The sequence below is a fragment of the Pseudomonas sp. MG-9 genome (assembly GCF_018729515.1).
GTDB lineage: Bacteria > Pseudomonadota > Gammaproteobacteria > Pseudomonadales > Pseudomonadaceae > Aquipseudomonas > Aquipseudomonas serboccidentalis.
This window is the reverse complement of sequence record NZ_JAHHZH010000005.1, coordinates 21990-44974: the sequence shown is the minus strand read 5'-3', so window position 1 is coordinate 44974 and position 22985 is coordinate 21990. Positions and strand designations below refer to the sequence as shown.

Sequence of the window (22985 nt, the reverse complement as noted above, 5' to 3'; positions counted from 1 at the left end):
GGGTTACGCCTTCTTCTGGTGTTGTGCCAACGCTGCCTTGACGAAACCGCTGAACAGCGGGTGACCGTCACGTGGCGTCGAGGTGAACTCAGGGTGGAACTGGCAAGCGACGAACCATGGATGATCCGGGGCTTCGACCACTTCAACCAGCGCGGCGTCAGCGGAGCGACCGGAGATTTTCAGGCCGGCTTCGATGATTTGTGGCAGCAGGTTGTTGTTCACTTCGTAGCGGTGACGGTGACGCTCGACAATCACATCCTTGCCGTAGCAATCGTGCACCTTGGAGCCGGCTTCCAGCAGGCATTCCTGAGCGCCCAGGCGCATGGTGCCGCCCAGATCGGACGCTTCGGTACGCACTTCAACCGCGCCGGTCGCGTCTTCCCACTCGGTGATCAGACCCACGACCGGGTGGCCGCTGGCGCGATCGAACTCGGTGGAGTTGGCGTCTTTCCAGCCCATCACGTTACGGGCGAACTCGATGACCGCCACTTGCATGCCGAGGCAGATGCCCAGGTACGGAACCTTGTTTTCGCGAGCGTACTGAACGGCAGTGATCTTGCCTTCAACGCCACGCAGACCGAAGCCGCCCGGTACCAGAATCGCGTCGACACCTTCGAGCAGCGCAGTGCCCTGGTTCTCGATGTCTTCGGAATCAATGTAGCGCAGGTTGACCTTGGTACGGTTGCTGATGCCGGCGTGACTCATCGCTTCGATCAGCGACTTGTAGGCGTCCAGCAACTCCATGTACTTGCCGACCATCGCGATGGTGACTTCGTGTTCCGGGTTCAGCTTGGCGTCAACCACCGCTTCCCACTCGGACAGGTCAGCACTGCCGCATTGCAGGCCAAAGCGCTCGACAACAAAATCATCCAGACCCTGCGAGTGCAGGATGCCCGGGATCTTGTAGATGGTATCGGCGTCTTCCAGCGCGATCACCGCACGTTCTTCAACGTTGGTGAACTGCGCGATCTTGCGACGCGAGGACACATCGATCGGGTGATCGGAACGGCACACCAGCACGTCTGGCTGCAGGCCGATCGAACGCAGTTCCTTGACGGAGTGCTGGGTCGGTTTGGTCTTGGTTTCGCCAGCGGTGGCGATGTACGGCACCAGCGTCAGGTGCATCAGCATCGCGCGCTTGGCGCCGACTTCGAAACGCAACTGGCGGATGGCTTCGAGGAACGGTTGCGATTCGATGTCACCGACGGTGCCACCGATTTCAACCATCGCCACGTCAGCGTCACCGGCACCCTTGATGATGCGGCGCTTGATTTCGTCGGTGATGTGCGGAATCACCTGGATGGTTGCACCCAGGTAGTCACCACGACGCTCTTTGCGCAGCACGTGCTCGTAGACACGGCCGGTGGTGAAGTTGTTGTTCTGGGTCATGGTCGTGCGGATGAACCGCTCGTAGTGGCCCAGGTCCAGGTCGGTCTCGGCGCCGTCGTGGGTGACGAACACTTCACCGTGCTGGAACGGACTCATGGTGCCTGGATCGACGTTGATGTACGGATCCAGCTTCAGCATGGTGACCTTAAGCCCCCGCGCCTCCAGGATAGCCGCCAATGAAGCCGAGGCAATGCCTTTCCCCAATGAAGAAACAACACCGCCCGTGACGAATATGTAGCGCGTCATGAAAAACCCTAGAAGTCTGCGTTAAAGCGGTACGAGCCGCCGGGGAAAGCGAAGGAAGGCCGAAGCCCCCGATCACCTGCATTAATCACAGTGCACCTTTCAAAAAAACCGCCGCGTTGGGACAGACCGGCAGATGAAACACCGGTACGTTGCTCGCTACACATTTTTTGGAATCGCCCAGCAAAGACTGCTTGGTAATCGGCAACTCCTGCAATTCAGGCGAATCCACAGAAGTTGTATCAAGAAGGGAGCGTAGTCTACCGGAATGCCCCTTTCATCTCAAACCTTGATCTTCGTCTGTTGGCTGCCAATGCAATTTCCAGCCGCCCTGCCCATGCCCGTCAAGGCCCGGCAGGTTCGCCACCGCGAGCAATTCTTCGCCGCGAAACAGCAGCGGCAATCTGCCACGGACGAAGGCCGGCACCGTGCGCTCATTGAGCAGGCGCTTGAGATCGCGGTGGCCGCGCTCCGCCAGATGCATCACTTCGCCGCCCTGCCGATAGCGAATCTGCAACGGCCCGACGGGAGTCTGCCCGCTGAACATGACACGCCCGTTATTCGGCAAGCGTAGCGCTGTCGACGGGTCACGCCACTCGGCACTGACCGCTGGCACACGCAGCCAGTCGCCACTCAGCCACCATATCCGGCCGGCGCTGCGGTGCAATTGGCCATCGGCCAGGCGCCAGACCGGGGACGCATCGTTGGCGGCGTCGCACAGGCTTGTCCAACCCGACCAATGGTCAGTGTCCGGCAGCCGGGTCAGCGGTTCGAGCCAATGGCTGAGCGCGTTGCGCTGACGAGCGGCGGACAATGTTGCCAGCGGTGCCAATGCCAGCGACGGCAAGCCCAGCCAGTGAAACTCACTCGGCGTAGCGGCTTGCGCCAGGTCGATCTGCGCCAGCTCATCGAGCAAGCCTTGCGCCTCGCGTAGATGCGCCGCGCTGCGGGCCATGCTCGCCTGCGCCTGCGGCCAGCGCTCGGTCAATCGAGGCAGCACTTGATGACGCAGGTAGTTGCGGGAGAATTGCCGATCTTCATTCGACGGGTCTTCGATCCAGCTCAGTTGATGCGCCAGGGCGTACGTTTCAAGCTCGGCACGCGTGACGTCGAGCAATGGCCGCAGCAGCGTGCCCTGCCCCAACGGTCGCTGCGCCGGCATCGCCGAGAGACCGCGAACGCCGGCACCGCGCATCAGGCGAAACAGCAGGGTTTCGGCCTGATCGTCACGGTGCTGCCCGGTCAGCAGCACGTCACCCGCCTCGGTCAGCGAGGTGAACGCCGCATAACGCGCTTCCCGCGCCGCCCGTTCAAGGCTGGCGCCGGGCTGCACCGCCACCCGAACGACCTGCAAAGGAACGCCCAGCGCATCGCAGACCGACTGACAATGCTGCGGCCACGCATCAGCCGCCGCCTGGAGGCCGTGATGGATATGGATGGCGCTCAGCGCCGGCAGGGAATGGTGTTGGGCGAGATCGGCAAGCAGATGCAGCAGGACGGTGGAGTCGAGACCGCCGGAGAAAGCGATACGCCAATGAGCGGCGTTGCGCCAAGGCTCAAGGCTCAACATAAGCCGCGACGGCAAATCACTCTTCGAAGAATTCATAGAGATGGTTCGCTTCATAAAGAACCCTGTAGGAGCTGCCGCAGGCTGCGATCTTTTGATCTTGATACAGCAAAATCAAAAGATCGCAGCCTGCGGCAGCTCCTACAGGGGTACTTCCGTCGACTTAGAGACCGTAGCTCATCAGTCGATCATAACGGCGCTTGAGCAGCGCTTCGTTGTCGAACTTCTTCAGCATCGCCAGTTGCGAGCTCAGCTCCGCGCGGATCGAGGCAGCGGCAGCGGCCGGATCACGGTGGGCGCCGCCCAATGGCTCACCGATCACCTTGTCGACGATGCCCAGGCCTTTCAGGCGCTCAGCGGTGATGCCCATCGCTTCAGCAGCGTCCGGCGCTTTTTCGGCGGTCTTCCACAGAATCGAAGCGCAACCTTCCGGCGAGATCACCGCGTAGGTCGAATACTGCAGCATGTTCAGCTGGTCGCATACACCGATGGCCAGTGCACCGCCGGAACCACCTTCACCAATAACGGTGGCGATGATCGGGGTTTTCAGGCGCGACATCACGCGCAGGTTCCAGGCGATCGCTTCGCTCTGGTTGCGCTCTTCGGCGTCGATGCCCGGGTAGGCACCCGGGGTGTCGATGAAGGTCAGGATCGGCATTTTGAAACGCTCGGCCATCTCCATCAGACGGCAGGCCTTGCGGTAGCCTTCAGGACGCGGCATGCCGAAATTGCGGCGTACCTTCTCGCGCACTTCACGGCCCTTCTGGTGACCGATCACCATCACTGGCTGGTCTTCCAGACGTGCCACGCCGCCAACAATGGCCGCGTCGTCGGAGAAGTGACGGTCACCGTGCAGTTCGTCGAACTCGGTGAAGATGTGCTCGATGTAGTCCAGGGTGTACGGGCGTTTCGGGTGACGCGCCAGGCGAGCGATCTGCCAGCTGGTCAGCTTGCCGAAAATGTCTTCGGTCAGCGTGCGGCTCTTGTCCTGCAGGCGGGAGATCTCATCGCCGATATTCAGCGAATTGTCATTACCGACCAAGCGCAACTCTTCGATCTTGGCTTGCAGGTCGGCGATCGGCTGTTCGAAATCTAGAAAATTCGGGTTCATAGGCGTCCGTCTTGGGTCGTGTCCCAAGTGAGCTTGGGCCGGCCGGTTGTCTATTCGCGCCCTACCTTAAGGGAGAGGCGCGCTGAGGTCGAGATTAAAAATTCAGGTTGTGGACAGGTGCAATGATGGCACCTGCCGGTCAACGGTATTGGAGGAAGACGTTGTCTCGCCCGAACTGGTCACGCAGGGCTTGAATCAAGGCATCCGCCGGGTCGATTCGCCAGGTCTCGCCGAACTGCAGCAAGGTCTTCGCATCGGGGCTGGTGTACTCCATGGTGATCGGGCACGCCCCGCGGTGACGCTTGAGCAGCTCGCCCAACCAGCGTAGCTGATCACCCTTCAAGTCCTGAGTCTGCAGCTTCAAACGCAGACTTTCGGCGAGATTGGTGCGCGCATCCTCCATGCTCATCACCCGCTTGACCCGCAGGCGCAGGCCGCCGGAGAAGTCATCGTTGCTGACTTCGCCTTCGACCACCACCATCGCGTCGGTCTGCAACAGCGACTGCGCGGAGTGGAATGCATCGGCAAACAGCGACGCCTCGATCCGCCCCGAGCGGTCGTCGAGGGTGATGAAACCCATCTTGTCGCCCTTCTTGTTCTTCATTACCCGCAGGGCAATGATCATCCCGGCGACCGTCTGGGTATCGCGAGCCGGTTTCAGGTCGATGATGCGCTGACGGGCGAAACGGCGAATCTCGCCTTCGTATTCGTCGATCGGGTGACCGGTGAGGTACAGGCCCAGAGTGTCTTTCTCACCCTTGAGACGTTCCTTGAGGGTCAGCTCCTTGGCCTTGCGGTGGCTTGCATAAACGTCGGCATCTTCTTCGACGAACAACCCGCCAAACAGGTCGGCGTGGCCACTGTCATGAGTGCGAGCCGTCTGCTCGGCAGCCTTGATCGCCTCTTCCATCGCCGCCAGCAGCACGGCGCGGTTGCGGTCGATATTGGCCTGATAAGCCTTTTGCTCGTCGTGGAAGTACGGGCCGAGGCGATCCAGTGCACCGCTGCGGATCAAGCCGTCCAGCGTCCGCTTGTTGATGCGCTTGAGGTCGACCCGGGCGCAGAAGTCGAACAGGTCCTTGAACGGCCCCTCCTGACGCGCCTCGGTGATTGCTTCCACCGGGCCTTCGCCGACGCCTTTGATCGCACCGAGGCCATACACGATGCGGCCGTCGTCGTTCACCGTGAATTTGAACTCGGAGGTGTTCACGTCCGGCGCGTCGAGGCGCAGCTTCATCGTGCGCACTTCCTCGATCAAGGTCACGACCTTGTCGGTGTTGTGCATATCCGCCGAGAGTACCGCGGCCATGAACGGCGCCGGGTAGTGAGCTTTCAGCCAGGCGGTCTGATAGGACACCAGACCGTAGGCAGCGGAGTGGGATTTGTTGAAGCCGTAACCGGCGAATTTCTCTACCAGGTCAAAGATGTTACCGGCGAGGTCGGCATCGATATTGTTGGTCGCGCAACCCTCAATGAAACCGCCGCGCTGCTTGGCCATTTCCTCGGGTTTCTTCTTACCCATGGCCCGACGCAGCATGTCCGCACCACCGAGGGTGTAACCGGCCATGACCTGGGCGATCTGCATCACCTGTTCCTGATACAGGATGATGCCGTATGTCGGCGCCAGTACCGGCTTGAGGCCTTCGTACTGGTAGTCCGAGTGCGGGTACGCCAGTTCGGCGCGACCGTGCTTACGGTTGATGAAGTCGTCCACCATGCCGGACTGCAGCGGGCCCGGACGGAACAGCGCCACCAGTGCGATCAAGTCTTCCAGGCAGTCGGGCTTGAGCTTTTTGATCAGCTCCTTCATGCCGCGCGATTCAAGCTGGAACACCGCTGTGGTTTCGGCTTTCTGCAGCAGGCTGTACGTCGGCTTGTCGTCGAGCGGGATAAACGCGATGTCCAGCGGCGCTTCGCCAACCTTGGCGCGGTCGCGGTTGATGGTTTTCAGCGCCCAGTCGATGATCGTCAGGGTCCGCAGGCCGAGGAAGTCGAACTTCACCAGACCGGCCGCCTCCACGTCGTCCTTGTCGAACTGGGTTACCAGGCCGTCACCGGCCTCGTCGCAGTAGATCGGCGAGAAGTCGGTCAGCTTGGTCGGGGCGATTACCACACCACCGGCGTGTTTACCGACGTTACGCACAACGCCTTCAAGCTTGCGCGCCATCTCCCAGATTTCTGCCGCTTCTTCATCGACCTTGATGAAGTCACGCAGGATCTCTTCCTGTTCGTAGGCTTTTTCCAGGGTCATGCCGACTTCGAACGGAATCATCTTCGACAGACGATCCGCCAGGCCGTAGGACTTGCCCTGCACCCGCGCCACGTCGCGCACCACAGCCTTGGCGGCCATGGAACCGAAGGTGATGATCTGGCTGACCGCGTTGCGACCGTACTTCTCGGCCACGTAGTCGATCACCCGGTCACGACCATCCATGCAAAAGTCGACGTCGAAGTCGGGCATCGAAACCCGTTCCGGGTTAAGGAAACGTTCGAACAGCAGGTCGTATTCCAGCGGATCCAGGTCCGTGATCTTCTGCACGTAAGCCACCAGCGAGCCGGCACCCGACCCCCGGCCTGGCCCCACCGGTACGCCGTTGTTCTTGGCCCACTGGATAAAGTCCATCACGATCAGGAAGTAACCGGGGAAGCCCATCTGGATGATGATATCCAGCTCGAAATTCAGCCGGTCGACGTAGACCTGACGCTTGGCTTCGTAGTCTTCGGTGGTGTCCTTGGGCAGCAGCACCGCGAGGCGCTCTTCGAGACCGTCGAAAGAGACTTTGCGGAAGTATTCGTCGATGGTCATGCCATCGGGAATCGGGAAGTTGGGCAGGAAGTGCGTGCCCAGCTTCACTTCAATGTTGCAGCGCTTGGCAATCTCGACGGTGTTTTCGATCGCGTCGGGAATGTCGCTGAACAGCTCGGCCATTTCCTCGGCGCTTTTGAGGTATTGCTGATCGCTGTAATTCTTCGAACGCCGCGGATCGTCGAGGGCGCGGCCCTCACCGATGCACACGCGGGTTTCGTGGGCGGCAAAGTCTTCCTGCTTGATGAAACGCACATCGTTGGTCGCCACCAGCGGCGCGCCGAGCTTATCGGCCAGGGCCACTGCGCCGTGCAGTTGCTCTTCATCGTTGGGGCGATTGGTGCGCTGGATCTCCAGATAGAAGCGATCCGGGAACACTGCCATCCATTCCCGCGCCAGCGCCTCGGCCTCGGCCGGGTTGCCGCCGATCATGGCCATGCCGATCTCGCCTTCTTTGGCAGCGGACAACATGATCAGGCCTTCGTTGGCTTCGGCAACCCACTCACGCTCGACGATGACCATGCCGTTGCGCTGGCCTTCGATGAAGCCGCGGGAAATCAACTCGGTGAGATTGCGATAGCCCTTGGCGTTCATCACCAACAGACTGATCCGGCTCAGCGGTGCGTCCGGATCCTTGTTCGACAGCCACAGGTCGGCGCCGCAGATCGGCTTGATGCCTGCGCCCATGGTGTTTTTATAGAATTTGACCAGGGAACACATGTTGTTCTGGTCGGTGACCGCCACAGCCGGCATGTTCATGCCAGTCAGCGCCTTGACCAGTGGCTTGATCCGCACCAGCCCGTCGACCAGGGAGTATTCAGTGTGCAGGCGTAGATGAACGAATGAAGCCGGCATAGTGATCCTGTCCAGTTACATAGAGACAACAAGGCCCGGATTGTACCGGGCCTCGAACAAAACATCAGCCTTGCGACTAAACCTGCGTCAGGCCTTCGAGTGCCTCGTAAGCCTGACGCACCGGGGCGAACGAGCGCCGGTGAATCGGCGTTGGCCCCAGCCGTGCCAACGCTTCCAGATGAACGGGCGTCGGGTAGCCTTTATGGCCGCCGATGCCGTAGCCCGGGTAGATCAATTCGAACGCGGCCATTTCACGGTCGCGACTGACCTTGGCCAGAATCGACGCCGCAGCGATAGCCGGCACCTTGCCATCACCCTGCACCACCGCTTCGGCGCGCATCGGCAGTTTCGGGCAGCGGTTGCCGTCGATCATCGCCAGTTTCGGCTGCACATGCAGCCCGGCCACCGCGCGCTGCATGGCGAGCATGGTGGCGTGCAGGATGTTCAGCTCGTCGATTTCTTCGACTTCGGCGCGGGCAATGCACCAGCTCAGGGATTTCTCGATGATCTCGTCGTAGAGCTTCTCGCGCTTGGCTTCGGTGAGTTTCTTCGAATCGTTGAGACCGAGGATCGGCCGGTTCGGATCGAGGATCACCGCCGCCGTCACGACCGCCCCGCACAACGGGCCGCGACCGACTTCGTCGACGCCGGCCACCAGTTCTTCGACTTCGGCGACCAAGGTGAAATCCAGGCCCATCTGCATAGCTTTCTTGCTCATCGTGATTGACCGATCAGGTTGAGGACGGCGTCCGCCGCCTGATTGGAAGCATCCAGCCGCAACGTGCGGTGAATCTCGTCGAAGCCACGGGTCTGCTCTTCGCCGCCTTCGATCAGCGGCGACAGGGTCTGCGCCAGCGCCTCGACCGTTGCATCATCCTGCAACAATTCCGGCACCAACAGGCGCTGGGCCAGCAGGTTCGGCAGCGACACGTACGGGCTCTTGACCATGCGCTTGAGAATCCAGAACGTCAGCGGCGCCAGGCGATACGCGACGACCATCGGCCGTTTGTACAGCAACGCTTCTAGCGTGGCCGTACCGGAGGCGATCAATACCGCGTTGCACGCCGCCAGCGCCAGATGGGACTTGCCGTCGAGCAGGGTTACCGGCAAGTCGCGACCCGCAAGCAGCTCCTCGAGCTGAGCGCGACGCTCGGCATTCGCGCACGGTATGACGAAGCGCAAGCCTGGACGCATGGCCCGCAGGCGCTCGGCCGTGTCGAGGAACAGTGCACCCAGACGCCCGACTTCGCCACCGCGACTGCCCGGCATCAAGGCAACCAGCGGACCGTCGGGCAAGCCCAATTCGGCACGCGCAGCGGCGCGATCAGCCTGCAACGGAATGGTATCGGCCAGCGTGTGACCGACGAAGCGAACCGGCACGCCTTTCTCTTCGTAGAATTTTGCTTCGAACGGCAACAGCGTCAGCATCAGATCGCAGCCTTCGCGAATCTTCAGCACGCGCTTCTGCCGCCACGCCCATACCGACGGGCTGACGTAGTGCACGGTCTTGATCCCGGCCTGACGCAGCTTGAGTTCGATATTGAGGTTGAAATCCGGAGCGTCGATGCCGATGAACACATCCGGTTTCTCGGCAATCAACGTGGCGATCAGGTCCTTGCGGCGCTTGAGCAACTCGCGCAGCCGCCCGAGCACTTCAACCAGCCCCATGACCGACAGACGCTCCATGGGGAAGTAGGACGTCAGGCCTTCGGCCTGCATCAACGGGCCGCCGACGCCGATGAACTCGACCGCCGGATGTTGCGCCTTGAGGGCGCGCATCAGACCGGCGCCCAAAATATCACCGGAAGCTTCGCCCGCCACCAGCGCAATACGCAGATTGGCCATGATCAGCGAGTGATGCCGCGAGTCGACGACTGGATCGAGTCACGGAACACCGCGACTTCCGGGAACTGCGCAGCAGGTTCGGCCAGTTCGGCCAGCGCCTGTTCCACGGTGAACCCCTGGCGATACACGGTTTTATAAGCGCGACGCAGGGCGTGGATGGCGTCTTCACTGAAACCGCGACGACGCATACCCTCGAAGTTCATGCTGCGCGCTTCGGCCGGGTTACCGAACACGGTCACGAACGCCGGGACGTCCTTGCCGATTGCGGTGCCCATACCGGAAAAGCTGTGCGCGCCGATGTGGCAGTACTGGTGAACCAGGGTGAACCCGGAAAGGATCGCCCAGTCGTCGACGTGCACATGCCCGGCCAACGCGGTGTTGTTGACCAGAATGCAGTGATTGCCGATGACGCTGTCATGCCCGATGTGGGCATAGGCCATGATCAGGTTGTGATCGCCCAGCGTGGTTTCCGAACGGTCCTGCACGGTGCCACGGTGAATGGTCACGCCTTCGCGAATGACGTTGTGGTCACCGATCACCAGGCGGGTTTCTTCGCCCTTGTACTTCAGATCGGGCGTGTCCTCGCCTACCGAGGAAAACTGGTAGATACGATTATGCTTGCCGATTCGGGTCGGGCCTTTGAGGACCACGTGCGGTCCGATCACGGTGCCCTCGCCGATTTCCACACCTGCGCCGATGATCGACCACGGGCCGACCTCAACGCCGTCAGCCAGAACGGCCGACGGATCGATGATTGCGCGAGGGTCAATCAAACTCATAGTTTGCGTTCCGCACAGATGATTTCAGCAGAGCAGACCGGTTTGCCGTCGACCGAAGCCTGGCACTCGAACTTCCAGATCTGACGCTTGCAGCTGATGAACTTGGCTTCGAGGATCAACTGGTCACCCGGCAGAACCGGCTGACGGAAGCGCAGCTTGTCGGAACCGACGAAGTAATACAGGGTGCCGTCAGCCGGTTTCACGTCGAGCATTTTGAAACCGAGGATCCCGGCAGCCTGGGCCATCGCTTCGATGATCAGCACGCCCGGCATGATTGGATGCGCCGGGAAGTGACCATTGAAGAATGGCTCATTGATGCTGACATTCTTGTAGGCGCGAATGCGCTTGCCTTCAGTGTCCAGTTCCACCACCCGGTCCACTAGCAGGAACGGGTAACGGTGAGGCAGGTATTCGCGAATCTCGTTGATGTCCATCATTTCGGGGGGAAGCCTATGTAAAGATTGGGAGCGCGACTGACGCGCACTCCTCTAGCAAATCAAGGAGGCAGTCTAGAGGCTGTGCACACTTGATATGGAAATGGTATCAGCCATCAGATGAAGCATTGCCGCCGGGGGTCACTTCCCCAACGCGCTTTTCCAGCTGCTTCAAACGTCGCGCGAGGTCATCGAGCTGACGGATGCGTGCCGCGCTTTTGCGCCATTCGGCCGCTGGTTGCATGGCTGTGCCGGAAGAGTAGGCGCCCGGTTCGGTAATCGAGTGAGTCACCATGGTCATCCCGGTCAGGAAAACGTTGTCGCAAATATCGATATGCCCGACCAGGCCGACGCCACCGGCGAGCATGCAGTGCTTGCCGATTTTGGTGCTGCCGGAGATCCCGACGCACGCCGCCATGGCAGTGTGATCACCGACCTGGACGTTGTGGGCGATCTGGATCTGGTTGTCGAGCTTCACGCCGTTGCCGATCACGGTATCGGCCAGCGCACCACGGTCGATGGCGGTGTTCACGCCAATCTCGACATCGTCGCCGATGGTGACACCGCCAATCTGGGCGATCTTCTGCCAAATGCCCTTCTCGTTGGCAAAACCGAAGCCTTCACCGCCGAGCACGGCACCGGACTGGATCACCACACGCTTGCCGATGCGCACGTCGTGGTACAGCGTCACCCGCGGAGCGAGCCAGCCACCCTCACCGATTTCACTGCGGGCACCGATGACGCAATGGGCGCCCAGGGTGACCTGCGCACCGATGCGCGCACCAGCTTCGATCACCACGAACGGGCCAATGCTGGCGCTTGGATCAACCACCGCATCCGGCGCAATCACCGCCGTGGGATGAACACCCGCAGTGGCTTTTGGCTTGGGATCGAACAGGTGCGAGATGCGTGCGTAAGCCAGGTAAGGATCCGGCACCACCAGCGCGTTGCCGGCAAAACCGTCGGCATCGGCCTCTTTGAGCAACAGCGCAGCCGCCTGGCAACTTGCCAGGTATTTGCGATATTGAGGATTTGCCAGAAAGCTCAACTGAGCTGGGCCAGCCTCCTGCAAGGTGGCTAGCCCAGTAATTTGCGTCTCGGGGTCGCCACGCAGGGTGGCGCCGAGGAACTCGGCCAACTGGCCGAGCTTGATAGTCACGGTCATGGGTTACTTCAGCTGATTCATGCGCTCGATAACCTGGCGCGTGATGTCGTACTGAGGCTTGACATCGATTACTGCGCCACGCTCGAACACCAGGTCAAAACCACCTTTCTTGATGACTTCTTCCACTGCGCTATCCAGTTTCGGCTTCAGTTGCTTGAGCATTTCGCGGTCGGCAACAGCCTTGGCTTCGTTCAGCTCCTTGGACTGGAACTGGAAGTCACGAGCCTTTTGCTTGAATTCAAGCTCCAGACGCTCACGCTCGCCCTGCTGCATTTTGTCGCCACCGGCCATCAGACGGTCCTGAATGCCCTTGGCGCTGCTTTCCAGCGTCTTGAGCTTGGTCAGTTGCGGACCGAACTTCTTCTCGGCATCCACGGCGTATTTCTTGGCCGCGTCGGATTCGAGCAGCGCCATCTGATAGTTCAGAACGGCGATTTTCATGTCGGCGAACGCCGGGCCTGCCACCAGTACGGAGGCCAGGAGAACCAATTGAGTCAACTTACGCACGATGCACTCCTACAAAATCCATTGTCGTTATCTTGGGTCAGACGCTTAGAACGTCTGGCCGAGGGAGAATTGGAACACTTGAGTTTCAGCGTTATCCGGTTTCTTGACCGGCATCGCCAGAGCAAAACTCAGCGGACCCAGTGCGGTGACCCAGGTCACACCCACACCAACGGAACTGGCCATGTTGCTCAGGCTGATGTCGTTGCACTGCGTGGATGACGTGGAGCCTACGGTCGCGTTAGTCGTCTTCTGGCACTTGGAGTCGAATACGTTACCCACATCCCAGAATACCGAAGTACGCAGCGAACGCTGATCCTTCACGAATGGCAGCGGGAACAGGACCTCAGCACCGCCCTGAATCAGCACGTTACCACCGAATGGCAATGGATCCTGATCGGGGTCGGCAATCGTACCGACGTTACCAGTAACCCCCTGACCACGACTCGGAGTACTACGAGGACCCAAGGTGCTGTCCTTGAAGCCACGAACCGAGTTGAAACCACCAGCATAGTAGTTTTCATAGAACGGCAAGCCGTCGGTCGAACCATAACCGTCGCCATAACCCAGCTCGGTGTGCAGACGCAGGGTATAGTTTTCGGTAATCGGCTGGAACAACTGACCACGGTAGTCGAGTTTGTAGAACGACAGGTCGCTGCCCGGAATGGTGGTTTCCAGGGTCAGGCTCTGGGAACGACCACGGGTCGGCAATACGCCCTTGTTCAGGGTCGACTCGGACCAGCCAGCCGAAGCCTTGAAGTTCAGATACTGATCGCCTTCTTTGTTAACGAAGTCGAAGATCTCGTCAACGGTGTACTGACCGGTCTTGATCTTGTCCTGCTGAGCAGACAGACCGAAGGTCAGGCGCGAAGTCTCGCTGATCGGGTAGCCAACGTTGACGCCGGCACCCAGGCTGTCTACCGCATAGCTGGCTACGTCGATGTTGAGATCTTTGTAGTCGGTGGTGCGATAGAACGCGTTGTAACCCAGGCTCACGCCATCGGCGGTCCAGTACGGGTCAACGTAACCGAAGTTGTAGCGGCTCTGGTATTCGCTGCGGGTCAGGCCGACGCTGACGCGGTTACCGGTACCGAGGAAGTTGTTCTGGGTGATCGAACCGCCGAGGATCAGACCGGCGCTCTGGGCGAAACCGACGCTGGCGGTGATCGAACCGGAAGCCTGTTCTTCAACGGCGTAGTTCACGTCCACCTGGTCGTCGACACCCGGAACAGCCGGCGTCTCAACGTTCACTTCTTTAAAGAAGCCCAGACGCTCAAGACGGGTCTTGGACTGATCGATCAGGTAGGTCGAAGCCCAGCCACCTTCCATCTGACGCATTTCGCGACGCAGCACTTCGTCTTCGGACTTGGTGTTGCCACGGAAGTTGATGCGGTTGACGTAGGCACGCTTGCCCGGGTCGACGGCGAACAGGATGTCCACGGTGTGATCGTCGTCATGCGGCTGCGGTACGCCGTTGACGTTGGCGAAGGTGTAGCCCTCGTTACCCAGGCGGCGGGTGATCAGTTCAGACGTGGTGGTCATCAGCTTGCGCGAGAACACCTGGCCTTTCTGCACCAGCAACAGCGACTTGATCTGGTCTTCAGGAACTTTCAGGTCACCGCTGAGTTTGACGTCACGTACGGTGTACTTCTCGCCTTCGGTGATGTTGACGGTGATGTAGACGTGCTTCTTGTCCGGGGTGATGGACACCTGGGTCGAAGCGATATCCATGTTGATGTAGCCGCGGTCCAGGTAGTAGGAACGCAGACGCTCCAGGTCACCGGACAGTTTTTCACGGGCGTACTTGTCGTCGTTCTTGAAGAACGACAGCCAGTTGGTGGTTTTCAGCTCGAACAGGTCGATCAGGTCGTCATCAGGGAAGACCGTGTTACCCACCACGTTGATGTGCTGGATGGCAGCCACGGTGCCTTCGTTGATCTTCACTTTCAGCGCAACGCGGTTACGCGGCTGCGACACCACTTCGGTATCGACCGTTGCCGAGTAACGGCCCTGGGCAACGTACTGACGTTGCAGCTCGTTACGAACACCTTCAAGGGTGGCGCGCTGGAAGATTTCACCTTCGGACAGACCGGACTGCTTGAGGCCTTTCATCAGGTCTTCAGTGGAGATCGCCTTGTTGCCTTCGATCTCGATACTGGCGACCGACGGACGTTCGACGACCGTGATCACCAGAACGTTGCCTTCGCGGCCCAGCTGGATATCTTGAAAGAAACCGGTTTTGAACAACGCACGAGTGGATTCCACCAGGCGACGATCATCCGCCTGCTCGCCGACGTTCAACGGCAAGGCACCAAACACGCTACCCGCGGAGACCCGCTGGAGGCCGTTGACGCGAATATCAGAGATAGTGAAGGACTCGGCGTGAACTTCGGCGATCATCAATACGGTGAGAACCGCAGTTAGCAGCAGACGTTTCATGAAGTCCTTTCTTATTCCAACTGGCAATAAACAAACTGCCGCAAAATGCGGCAGATTCGCAATTCAGCGAAGCTTTACAGTCGACCCAGATCATTGACCAGAGCAAGCAACATCACTCCGACCACCAAACTGATACCGATCTGCACCCCCCAACCTTGCACCCGATCCGACAAGGGGCGACCACGCACCCACTCAATCAGATAAAACAACAAATGCCCCCCATCCAGTACAGGAATGGGCAGCAAATTCAGAACCCCCAGGCTAATACTCAGATAAGCAAGGAAATTCAGGAAATCAGCAACGCCCGACTGGGCAGAAGCGCCCGCCACTTTAGCAATGGTTATCGGCCCACTCAAGTTTTTTACCGAGAGCTCGCCAAACAGCATTTTCTTCAGTGAGTCCAGCGTCAGGATGCTCATGGTCCAGGTACGACGGGCACCCTCGCCAATCGCGGCCAGCGGACCATAACTGACTTCGCGGATCATTTCCGGCGGCCAGTCTACGGCCTTTACGCCAGCCCCGAGATAACCGCTCGGCGACTTGCTTTCGCCGCGTGCCGCCAGGGTCACCGGGATGTCGATTTGAGCACCGTCACGCTCGATGCGCAGCATGATTTTGGTATCAGGACGCGTACGAACGGTATCGACCACCTGCTGCCAGTCACCCAGCGCCTGGCCGTCGAGCGACAGCAGACGGTCACCGGTTTTCAGACCAGCGGCGTGCGCCGGACCTTTTGGATCGAGTTCGGCCAGCACCGGAGGCAAGGCCGGACGCCATGGGCGAATGCCGAGCGAGCGGATCGGATCGGGCTCGTCGGCCCCTTTGAGCCAATGATCCAGCGCCAGCTCGCGAGGAGTCTCTGCGGTCGAATCCTGCTCGCGCACGAGCAACTGCAGGGAACCGCTCTCCCCCAGACGCCGGACCAGCTGCAGATTGACGGCAGCCCAGCCGGACGTCGGCTCACCATCGATGGCGACGATTTCCTGGCCGGCACTCAAACCGGCCCTGGCCGCGATGCTGCCGGATTCGACGGCACCGATGACCGGGCGGATCTGCTCGCTGCCGAGCATGGCCAGCACCCAGAAAAACACCAGGGCCAGCAGGAAGTTGGCGATCGGCCCCGCCGCGACAATGGCGATACGCTGGCGAACCGATTTGCGATTGAAGGACTGATGAAGCTGGTCGGCCGGCACTTCGCCTTCACGCTCATCGAGCATTTTGACGTAGCCGCCCAGCGGAATCGCGGCGACGACAAACTCGGTGCCCTGCTTGTCGTGCCAGCGCAACAGGGGCATGCCGAAGCCCACGGAAAAACGCAAAACCTTGACGCCACAGCGACGCGCGACCCAGAAATGGCCGAATTCGTGAAAGGTGACCAGCACACCCAAAGCGATCAGGGTGCCGGCAATCATATAGAGCGCGCTCATCTACTTTCTCCGCAATCCTGTTCAGTGTCGCGTGACGCCATGGTGCTGCAACAGCTATCGGCCGTGACGACTCAGCCATTGCCCGGCCAGAATCCGCGCTTTCGCGTCTGCGGTAAACACCGCATCCAGATGCTCCAGCGTAACCACAGGCTCGAGATTCAACACATCCTCGATGATACTCGCGATTTCCAGATAACCCACGCGTCCGTCGAGAAACGCCGCGACCGCCACTTCGTTGGCCGCATTGAGCATGGCCGGCGCGCTGTTACCCGCCTCGGCCGCCTGTCGCGCCAGGCGCAGACAAGGGAAGCGTTCTTCGTCCGGCGCCTCGAAATCCAGGCGCGCAATGGCAAACAGATCCAGCGGTGCCACACCCGAGTCGATACGCTCAGGCCAAGCCAGTGCATTGGCAATCGGGGTGCGCATGTCAGGGTTGCCCAACTGTGCCAACACCGAGCCATCCACGTAGTCGACCAACGAGTGAATCACACTCTGCGGATGGATCACCACCTCGACCTGCGAAGGTTTGGCGTCGAACAACCAACACGCCTCGATCAACTCCAGGCCCTTGTTCATCATGCTGGCCGAATCCACCGAGATCTTGCGACCCATGGACCAGTTCGGGTGCGCACACGCCTGATCAGGCGAAACATGCGCCAGCTCGCTCAACGGCGTCTGACGGAAAGGCCCGCCCGAAGCCGTGAGCAAAATCCGTCGTACGCCGACGGCGCCCAGGCCACGGGCAAAATCCTGCGGCATGCACTGGAAGATTGCGTTGTGCTCGCTGTCGATCGGCAGCAGCACCGAGCCGCTCTTGTGTACAGCCTGCATGAACAGCGCGCCGGACATCACCAACGCTTCTTTATTGGCCAGGAGGATTTTCTTCCCAGCCTCCACCGCCGCCAGGGTCGGACGCAGGCCCGCGGCGCCGACGATCGCCGCCATCACGGCATCGACTTCAGGAGCGTAAGCGACCTGACACAGGCCCTCCTCCCCTACCAGCACGCGAGTGGACAGACCGGCAGCCCGCAAATCGTCCTGAAGACCGCGAGCCGCCGCCGCTTCCGGCACTACCGCAAATTGCGGCACATGACGAATGCACAAGGCCAGCAACTCGCTCAGGCGCGTGAAACCGCTCAAAGCAAAAACCTGATAACGCTCAGGATGACGAGCGATGACGTCCAGGGTGCTCAGACCGATCGAGCCGGTGGCCCCCAGAACGGTAATCTGTTGCGGGCGGCTCACGGTGCGGCCATCCACAGCAACACAGCGAAAATCGGGATCGCAGCGGTCAGGCTGTCGATGCGATCAAGCACACCGCCATGACCGGGTAGCAGGTTGCTGCTGTCCTTGATGCCGGACTGACGCTTGAACATGCTTTCAGTGAGGTCGCCCACTACCGAAATAAAGACGATCAATGCAGCACCGACCAGACCTTTGAGCAGTTCACCCACGGTCCAGTCGCGAACCAGACCGACGACAGCGGTAATCACCAGACTCAGCGCCAGACCACCGTAAACACCTTCCCAGCTTTTGCCCGGACTGACTTGCGGCGCCAGCTTGCGTTTGCCGAAGGCCCGACCGGAGAAGTAGGCACCGATATCGGCCCCCCAGACCAGCACCATCACCGCCATGATCAGCCAGTTACCCAGCGGGTACTGCTTGATCTGCACCAGCCCTTGCCAGGCCGGCAGCAGGATCAGCAAGCCGATCACCAGTTTGGTGGCCGCCGTGGACCAGTGCTCGCTCGAGCGCGGATACGTCAGCACCAGGTACGTCGCCACCGTCCACCACAACACCGAAGCGCCCAACACCCAAGGGGCAAGACCCGGCAAGACGTACATGACGAACAGCATCAACGCGACGACAGCGGCATAGCCAACACGGAACGACTGCGCGGTGAAGCCCGCCAGACGCGCCCATTCCCAGGCCCCCAGGCTTACGACCAGACCAATGAACAGCGCAAAACCGGAACCCTCGAGCAGGAAAAACCCGCACAGAGCGATCGGCAGCAGGATCAGCGCAGTGATGATTCGTTGTTTAAGCATTAAACCCGGGCTCCAGCTTCGACCTGCTCGCTCGTTTTACCGAAACGACGCTGGCGTGAAGCGAAATCGGCCAGCGCCGTGCGCATGGCTTCGTGTTTGAAGTCCGGCCAGAACAGGTCGGAGAAGTACAACTCGGCGTAGGCCAGTTGCCACAAGAGGAAGTTGCTGATGCGGTGCTCGCCACCGGTGCGGATGCACAAGTCCGGCAACGGCAGGTCGCCCGTCGCCAGACAGGTTTGCAGCAGATCCGGAGTGATGTCCTCCGGGCGCAGATGCCCGGCCTGAACTTCACGCGCCAGACGCTGTGCAGCCTGTGCAATATCCCACTGACCGCCGTAGTTGGCGGCGATCTGCAGGATGAAGCGGTTCGCCCCGGCCGTCATGGCTTCGGCCTCGCGCATCGCCGCCTGAAGCTCAGGGTGGAAGCGCGAGCGATCGCCGATGATGCGCAAACTGATGTTGTTGTCGTTGAGGCGCTTGGCCTCACGACGCAACGCCTTGAAGAACAAATCCATCAAGGCACTGACCTCATCGGCCGGGCGCTGCCAGTTTTCGCTGGAAAAGGCGAACAGGGTGAGCACTTCGACCTTGGCTTCGGCGCACACCTCGATCACTGCCCGCACAGCATCCACGCCTGCCTTATGCCCGGCGACACCCGGCATGAAGCGTTTCTTCGCCCAGCGATTGTTGCCATCCATGATGATCGCGACATGGCGCGGCACCGCGGACGGCGCAGACTGCTTGGTCTTTTCCATTGAAACGCGACCCTTATACGGCCATCAGGTCTTTTTCTTTCTCTGCCAGCTTCGCGTCGATTTCAGCCACGAACTTCTTGGTCAGGTCGTCGATTTCGCCGGTAGCGCGACGCTCTTCGTCTTCACTGATCTCTTTTTCCTTGACCAGATCCTTCAGCGAGCTGTTCGCGTCACGACGAATGTTGCGCACGGCAACACGGGCATCTTCAGCCACGTCACGCGCCTGCTTGGTGAAGCCACGACGGGTTTCTTCGGTCAGAGCCGGCATGCTGATCAGCAGCAGTTCACCCAGGTTGGTCGGGTTCAGGTTCAGACCTGCACTGCCGATCGCCTTGTCGACGGCGCCCAGCATGTTGCGTTCGAAGGCAACGACTTGCAGGGTACGGGCGTCTTTGACGGTGATGTTGGCCACTTGCTTGATCGGGGTGTCAGCACCGTAGTACGGAACCATCACGCCTTCCAGGATGCTTGGGTGCGCCTGACCGGTGCGGATGCGACCGAAGTTGTGGGACAGCGACTCCACCGACTTCTGCATGCGCTCTTTGGCGTCTTTCTTGATTTCGTTGATCATTGTTGAACTTCCTCGATCAGGGTTCCTTCAGCGCCGCCATGTACGATGTTCAGCAGGGCGCCAGGCTTGTTCATGTTGAATACGCGCAGCGGCATCTTATGGTCGCGGCACAGGCAAATTGCTGTCAGATCCATTACACCCAGCTTGCGATCCAGTACTTCATCATAAGTCAGATGATCGAACTTCTCGGCATGCGGGTCCTTGAACGGGTCAGCGGTGTAGACGCCATCAACCTTGGTCGCCTTCAGCACGACGTCGGCATCGATTTCGATGGCACGCAGGCAGGCTGCCGAATCCGTGGTGAAGAACGGGTTGCCGGTACCGGCCGCGAAAATCACGACGTCCTTGGAGTTCAGGTGGCGCATCGCTTTGCGACGATCATAGTGATCAGTAACACCAACCATGGAAATGGCCGACATCACGATGGCCGAGATATTGGCACGTTCCAGCGCATCGCGCATGGCCAAGGCGTTCATCACAGTGGCCAGCATGCCCATGTGGTCGCCTGTTACCCGATCCATGCCAGCCTTGCTCAAGGCCTCGCCACGGAACAGGTTGCCACCGCCGATCACCAGACCGACCTGTACACCGATGCCGACCAGTTGGCCGACTTCCAGCGCCATGCGATCCAGGACTTTCGGATCGATCCCGAACTCTTCCGAGCCCATCAGGGCCTCGCCGCTAAGCTTGAGTAGAATGCGTTTATAGCGAGCCTGATAACCACTGCCCTGCTGAGCCATTGCGAATCTCTCCTGCGGCGTATTTAAAAATTCTTTGCGAGCTGTTTACAGCTGGCGTTCACTCTAGCTTGGCGCTGCTTCAGCGCCATCGGAACATGGCTTTGTAAGTCAGTTCCAAGTGGAAACCAATTAAAAATTGGTAACCCCATCTGAAAAGAGGCTGCGCGCGTGAGCGGGCAGCCTCTTTCGGGCGACAGTTGAAAAACCGTCTTATTGCTTGGCGGCAGCCAGCTGGGCAGCAACTTCTTCAGCGAAGTTGTCGACCGGCTTCTCGATGCCTTCGCCTACTTTGAAGTAGGTGAAGGAAACGATTTCTGCGCCGCCTTTCTTGGCCAGCTCGCCAACCTTGATTTCAGGGTTCTTGACGAACGCCTGCTCAACCAGGCTCGCTTCTGCCAGGAACTTGCTGATACGGCCTTTGACCATGTTCTCAACAATGTTTTCTGGCTTGCCTTTGATCTTCTCTTCGTTCAGCTGCATGAACACAGCTTTTTCACGCTCGATCGCTTCAGCCGAAACTTGCGAAGGCAGCAGGAACTCAGGGTTGCTGGCAGCTACGTGCATCGCGATGTCTTTGGCCAGCTCGACGTCACCGCCTTTCAGAGCCACCACAACACCGATCTTGTTGCCGTGCAGGTACGAACCTACAACGTCACCTTCGATACGGGTCAGACGACGAATGTTGACGTTCTCGCCTACTTTGGCAACCAGTGCTTCGCGAGCGGCTTCTTGAGCAGCGATCAGCGGAGCAGCGTCGGTCAGTTTGTCAGCGAAGGCTTTTTCAACGCTGGCAGCAACGAAGTTCTTGAAGTCGTCTTGCAGAGCCAGGAAGTCGGTCTGCGAGTTCACTTCCAGGATAACGGCAGCTTTACCGTCGTCCTTGATTGCGATTGCGCCTTCAGCGGCAACGTTGCCAGCCTTTTTCGCAGCCTTGATCGCGCCCGAAGCACGCATGTCATCAATGGCTTTTTCGATGTCGCCGTCAGCCTTTTCCAGGGCTTTCTTGCAGTCCATCATGCCTTCGCCGGTACGCTCGCGCAGTTCTTTAACCAACGCTGCAGTAATTGCTGCCATTTTCAAATTCCTCTTGGATAGGTTTTCAACCATTCCACCCGATCGAACGGGCGTTCAATTCGTCCCGAGCCCCACCTTGTAGCTGCTGCACGTTACAGAAGCTGTAGCTGCGCCGCCGACAAATGGTTTTCGAGGTGGCAAAAAGGGGGCCAAGCCCCCTTTTTGCTTACTGAGTCAACGCCAGGGCGTCAATTACTCAGCTGCAGCCTGAGTTTCTTCAGCTGCGAATTCAACAGTGCCGCCAGCAACATTGTTGCGACCACGGATCACTGCGTCAGCCATCGAACCCATGTACAGCTGGATAGCGCGGATTGCGTCATCGTTGCCTGGGATGATGTAGTCAACGCCTTCCGGGCTGCTGTTGGTGTCGACAACGCCGATGACCGGGATGCCCAGCTTGTTGGCTTCGGTGATCGCGATGCGCTCGTGGTCAACGTCGATCACGAACAGTGCGTCAGGCAGACCGCCCATGTCCTTGATGCCGCCCAGGGAGCGATCCAGCTTTTCCAGGTCACGGGAGCGCATCAGCGCTTCTTTCTTGGTCAGCTTGGCGAAAGTACCGTCTTCGGCTTGTACTTCAAGGTCACGCAGACGCTTGATGGAAGCACGAATGGTTTTGAAGTTGGTCAGCATGCCGCCCAACCAGCGGTGATCGACGTACGGCGAACCGCAACGTGCTGCTTCTTCAGCAACGATCTTGCCAGCGGAACGCTTGGTGCCGACGAACAGAATCTTGTTTTTGCCCTGGGCCAGACGCTCTACGAAAGTCAGAGCTTCGTTGAACATTGGCAGGGTTTTTTCAAGGTTGATGATGTGAATCTTGTTACGCGCGCCGAAAATGTACTTACCCATTTTCGGATTCCAGTAACGGGTTTGGTGACCGAAGTGCACACCGGCCTTCAGCATATCGCGCATATTGACTTGGGACATGATAGTTCCTTAATAAGTCGGGTTTGGCCTCCACGTATCCCAATGACCAACCAGTGGCATAAAGCCAAAAGCACCCAGGTCATCGTGTCGACACGTGTGTGGATTTAAGCTTTTCGGGGTATCCCCGGAAAGCGGCGCATTTTATACCACAGGGTGCGCAGAAACGGAACCCGGAATCTGTAATCGCACCAAGGACATGGGCGCAGCCCCCTTGGAATCGCCTTCAGGCACACCATTGTATAGAGAGAGACGATGCACGCAGGCGCGGATTTGCGCCTTTCGTCTGTTAGAATCGGGTTTTTC

19 protein-coding genes are annotated in these 22985 nt (G+C 59.5%); all 19 read right to left on the bottom strand.

Annotated elements, in window-relative coordinates; genetic code table 11:
* Positions 1-3: 3 nt before the first annotated feature.
* The gene (gene pyrG / locus KKQ10_RS13950; RefSeq protein WP_103303023.1) at positions 4-1635 is read right to left on the bottom strand and encodes a CTP synthase; all 1632 of its coding nucleotides are present in this window, start codon (positions 1633-1635) and stop codon (positions 4-6) included.
* 274 nt (positions 1636-1909) lie between these two features.
* A complete protein-coding gene (gene tilS / locus KKQ10_RS13945) occupies positions 1910-3238 on the bottom strand; it encodes a tRNA lysidine(34) synthetase TilS (protein WP_215501426.1) in 1329 nt (442 codons plus the stop codon).
* Between the two features lie 124 nt (positions 3239-3362).
* The gene (locus tag KKQ10_RS13940; RefSeq protein ID WP_127650700.1) at positions 3363-4310 is read right to left on the bottom strand and encodes an acetyl-CoA carboxylase carboxyltransferase subunit alpha; all 948 of its coding nucleotides are present in this window, start codon (positions 4308-4310) and stop codon (positions 3363-3365) included.
* 139 nt (positions 4311-4449) lie between these two features.
* Positions 4450-7971 (bottom strand): DNA polymerase III subunit alpha, encoded by a 3522-nt coding sequence (gene dnaE / locus KKQ10_RS13935; protein WP_127650702.1) that lies wholly within the window; start codon positions 7969-7971, stop codon positions 4450-4452.
* 76 nt (positions 7972-8047) lie between these two features.
* Positions 8048-8674 (bottom strand): ribonuclease HII, encoded by a 627-nt coding sequence (rnhB, locus tag KKQ10_RS13930; protein WP_064586190.1) that lies wholly within the window; start codon positions 8672-8674, stop codon positions 8048-8050.
* An 11-nt stretch (positions 8675-8685) separates the two neighbouring features.
* The gene (lpxB, locus tag KKQ10_RS13925; RefSeq protein WP_215501425.1) at positions 8686-9816 is read right to left on the bottom strand and encodes a lipid-A-disaccharide synthase; all 1131 of its coding nucleotides are present in this window, start codon (positions 9814-9816) and stop codon (positions 8686-8688) included.
* A gap of 2 nt (positions 9817-9818) precedes the next feature.
* The gene (lpxA, locus tag KKQ10_RS13920) at positions 9819-10595 is read right to left on the bottom strand and encodes an acyl-ACP--UDP-N-acetylglucosamine O-acyltransferase (RefSeq protein ID WP_127650705.1); all 777 of its coding nucleotides are present in this window, start codon (positions 10593-10595) and stop codon (positions 9819-9821) included.
* Positions 10592-11032 (bottom strand): 3-hydroxyacyl-ACP dehydratase FabZ, encoded by a 441-nt coding sequence (gene fabZ / locus KKQ10_RS13915; RefSeq protein ID WP_003222142.1) that lies wholly within the window; start codon positions 11030-11032, stop codon positions 10592-10594. The genes lpxA and fabZ overlap by 4 nt, the downstream gene beginning before the upstream one ends.
* A 106-nt stretch (positions 11033-11138) precedes the next feature.
* Positions 11139-12194 (bottom strand): UDP-3-O-(3-hydroxymyristoyl)glucosamine N-acyltransferase, encoded by a 1056-nt coding sequence (gene lpxD, locus KKQ10_RS13910; protein WP_215501424.1) that lies wholly within the window; start codon positions 12192-12194, stop codon positions 11139-11141.
* Between the two features lie 3 nt (positions 12195-12197).
* On the bottom strand, positions 12198-12701 hold the full coding sequence (locus KKQ10_RS13905; protein ID WP_003222140.1) for an OmpH/Skp family outer membrane protein: 504 nt from the start codon (positions 12699-12701) through the stop codon (positions 12198-12200).
* A 45-nt stretch (positions 12702-12746) separates the two neighbouring features.
* On the bottom strand, positions 12747-15137 hold the full coding sequence (bamA, locus tag KKQ10_RS13900; protein ID WP_215501423.1) for an outer membrane protein assembly factor BamA: 2391 nt from the start codon (positions 15135-15137) through the stop codon (positions 12747-12749).
* 74 nt (positions 15138-15211) lie between these two features.
* Positions 15212-16564: a sigma E protease regulator RseP gene (gene rseP / locus KKQ10_RS13895; RefSeq protein ID WP_215501422.1), complete on the bottom strand. Its 1353-nt coding sequence runs from the start codon at positions 16562-16564 to the stop codon at positions 15212-15214.
* 54 nt (positions 16565-16618) lie between these two features.
* Positions 16619-17809, bottom strand: a complete 1191-nt coding sequence (gene ispC / locus KKQ10_RS13890) for a 1-deoxy-D-xylulose-5-phosphate reductoisomerase (RefSeq protein ID WP_215501421.1) — start codon at positions 17807-17809, stop codon at positions 16619-16621.
* Entirely contained in the window at positions 17806-18612 is an 807-nt protein-coding gene (locus tag KKQ10_RS13885; protein ID WP_215501420.1) for a phosphatidate cytidylyltransferase, read from the bottom strand. The genes ispC and KKQ10_RS13885 overlap by 4 nt, the downstream gene beginning before the upstream one ends.
* Entirely contained in the window at positions 18612-19367 is a 756-nt protein-coding gene (uppS, locus tag KKQ10_RS13880) for a polyprenyl diphosphate synthase (RefSeq protein WP_064586183.1), read from the bottom strand. The genes KKQ10_RS13885 and uppS overlap by 1 nt, the downstream gene beginning before the upstream one ends.
* A 13-nt stretch (positions 19368-19380) precedes the next feature.
* On the bottom strand, positions 19381-19938 hold the full coding sequence (frr, locus tag KKQ10_RS13875) for a ribosome recycling factor (protein ID WP_008019552.1): 558 nt from the start codon (positions 19936-19938) through the stop codon (positions 19381-19383).
* Positions 19935-20678, bottom strand: coding sequence for a UMP kinase (gene pyrH / locus KKQ10_RS13870; RefSeq protein ID WP_011332683.1), 744 nt, complete (start codon positions 20676-20678; stop codon positions 19935-19937). The genes frr and pyrH overlap by 4 nt, the downstream gene beginning before the upstream one ends.
* Positions 20679-20888: 210 nt before the next feature.
* The gene (gene tsf, locus KKQ10_RS13865; protein ID WP_123465078.1) at positions 20889-21752 is read right to left on the bottom strand and encodes a translation elongation factor Ts; all 864 of its coding nucleotides are present in this window, start codon (positions 21750-21752) and stop codon (positions 20889-20891) included.
* A gap of 192 nt (positions 21753-21944) precedes the next feature.
* Positions 21945-22682 (bottom strand): 30S ribosomal protein S2, encoded by a 738-nt coding sequence (rpsB, locus tag KKQ10_RS13860; protein WP_003222119.1) that lies wholly within the window; start codon positions 22680-22682, stop codon positions 21945-21947.
* Positions 22683-22985 lie beyond the last annotated feature (303 nt).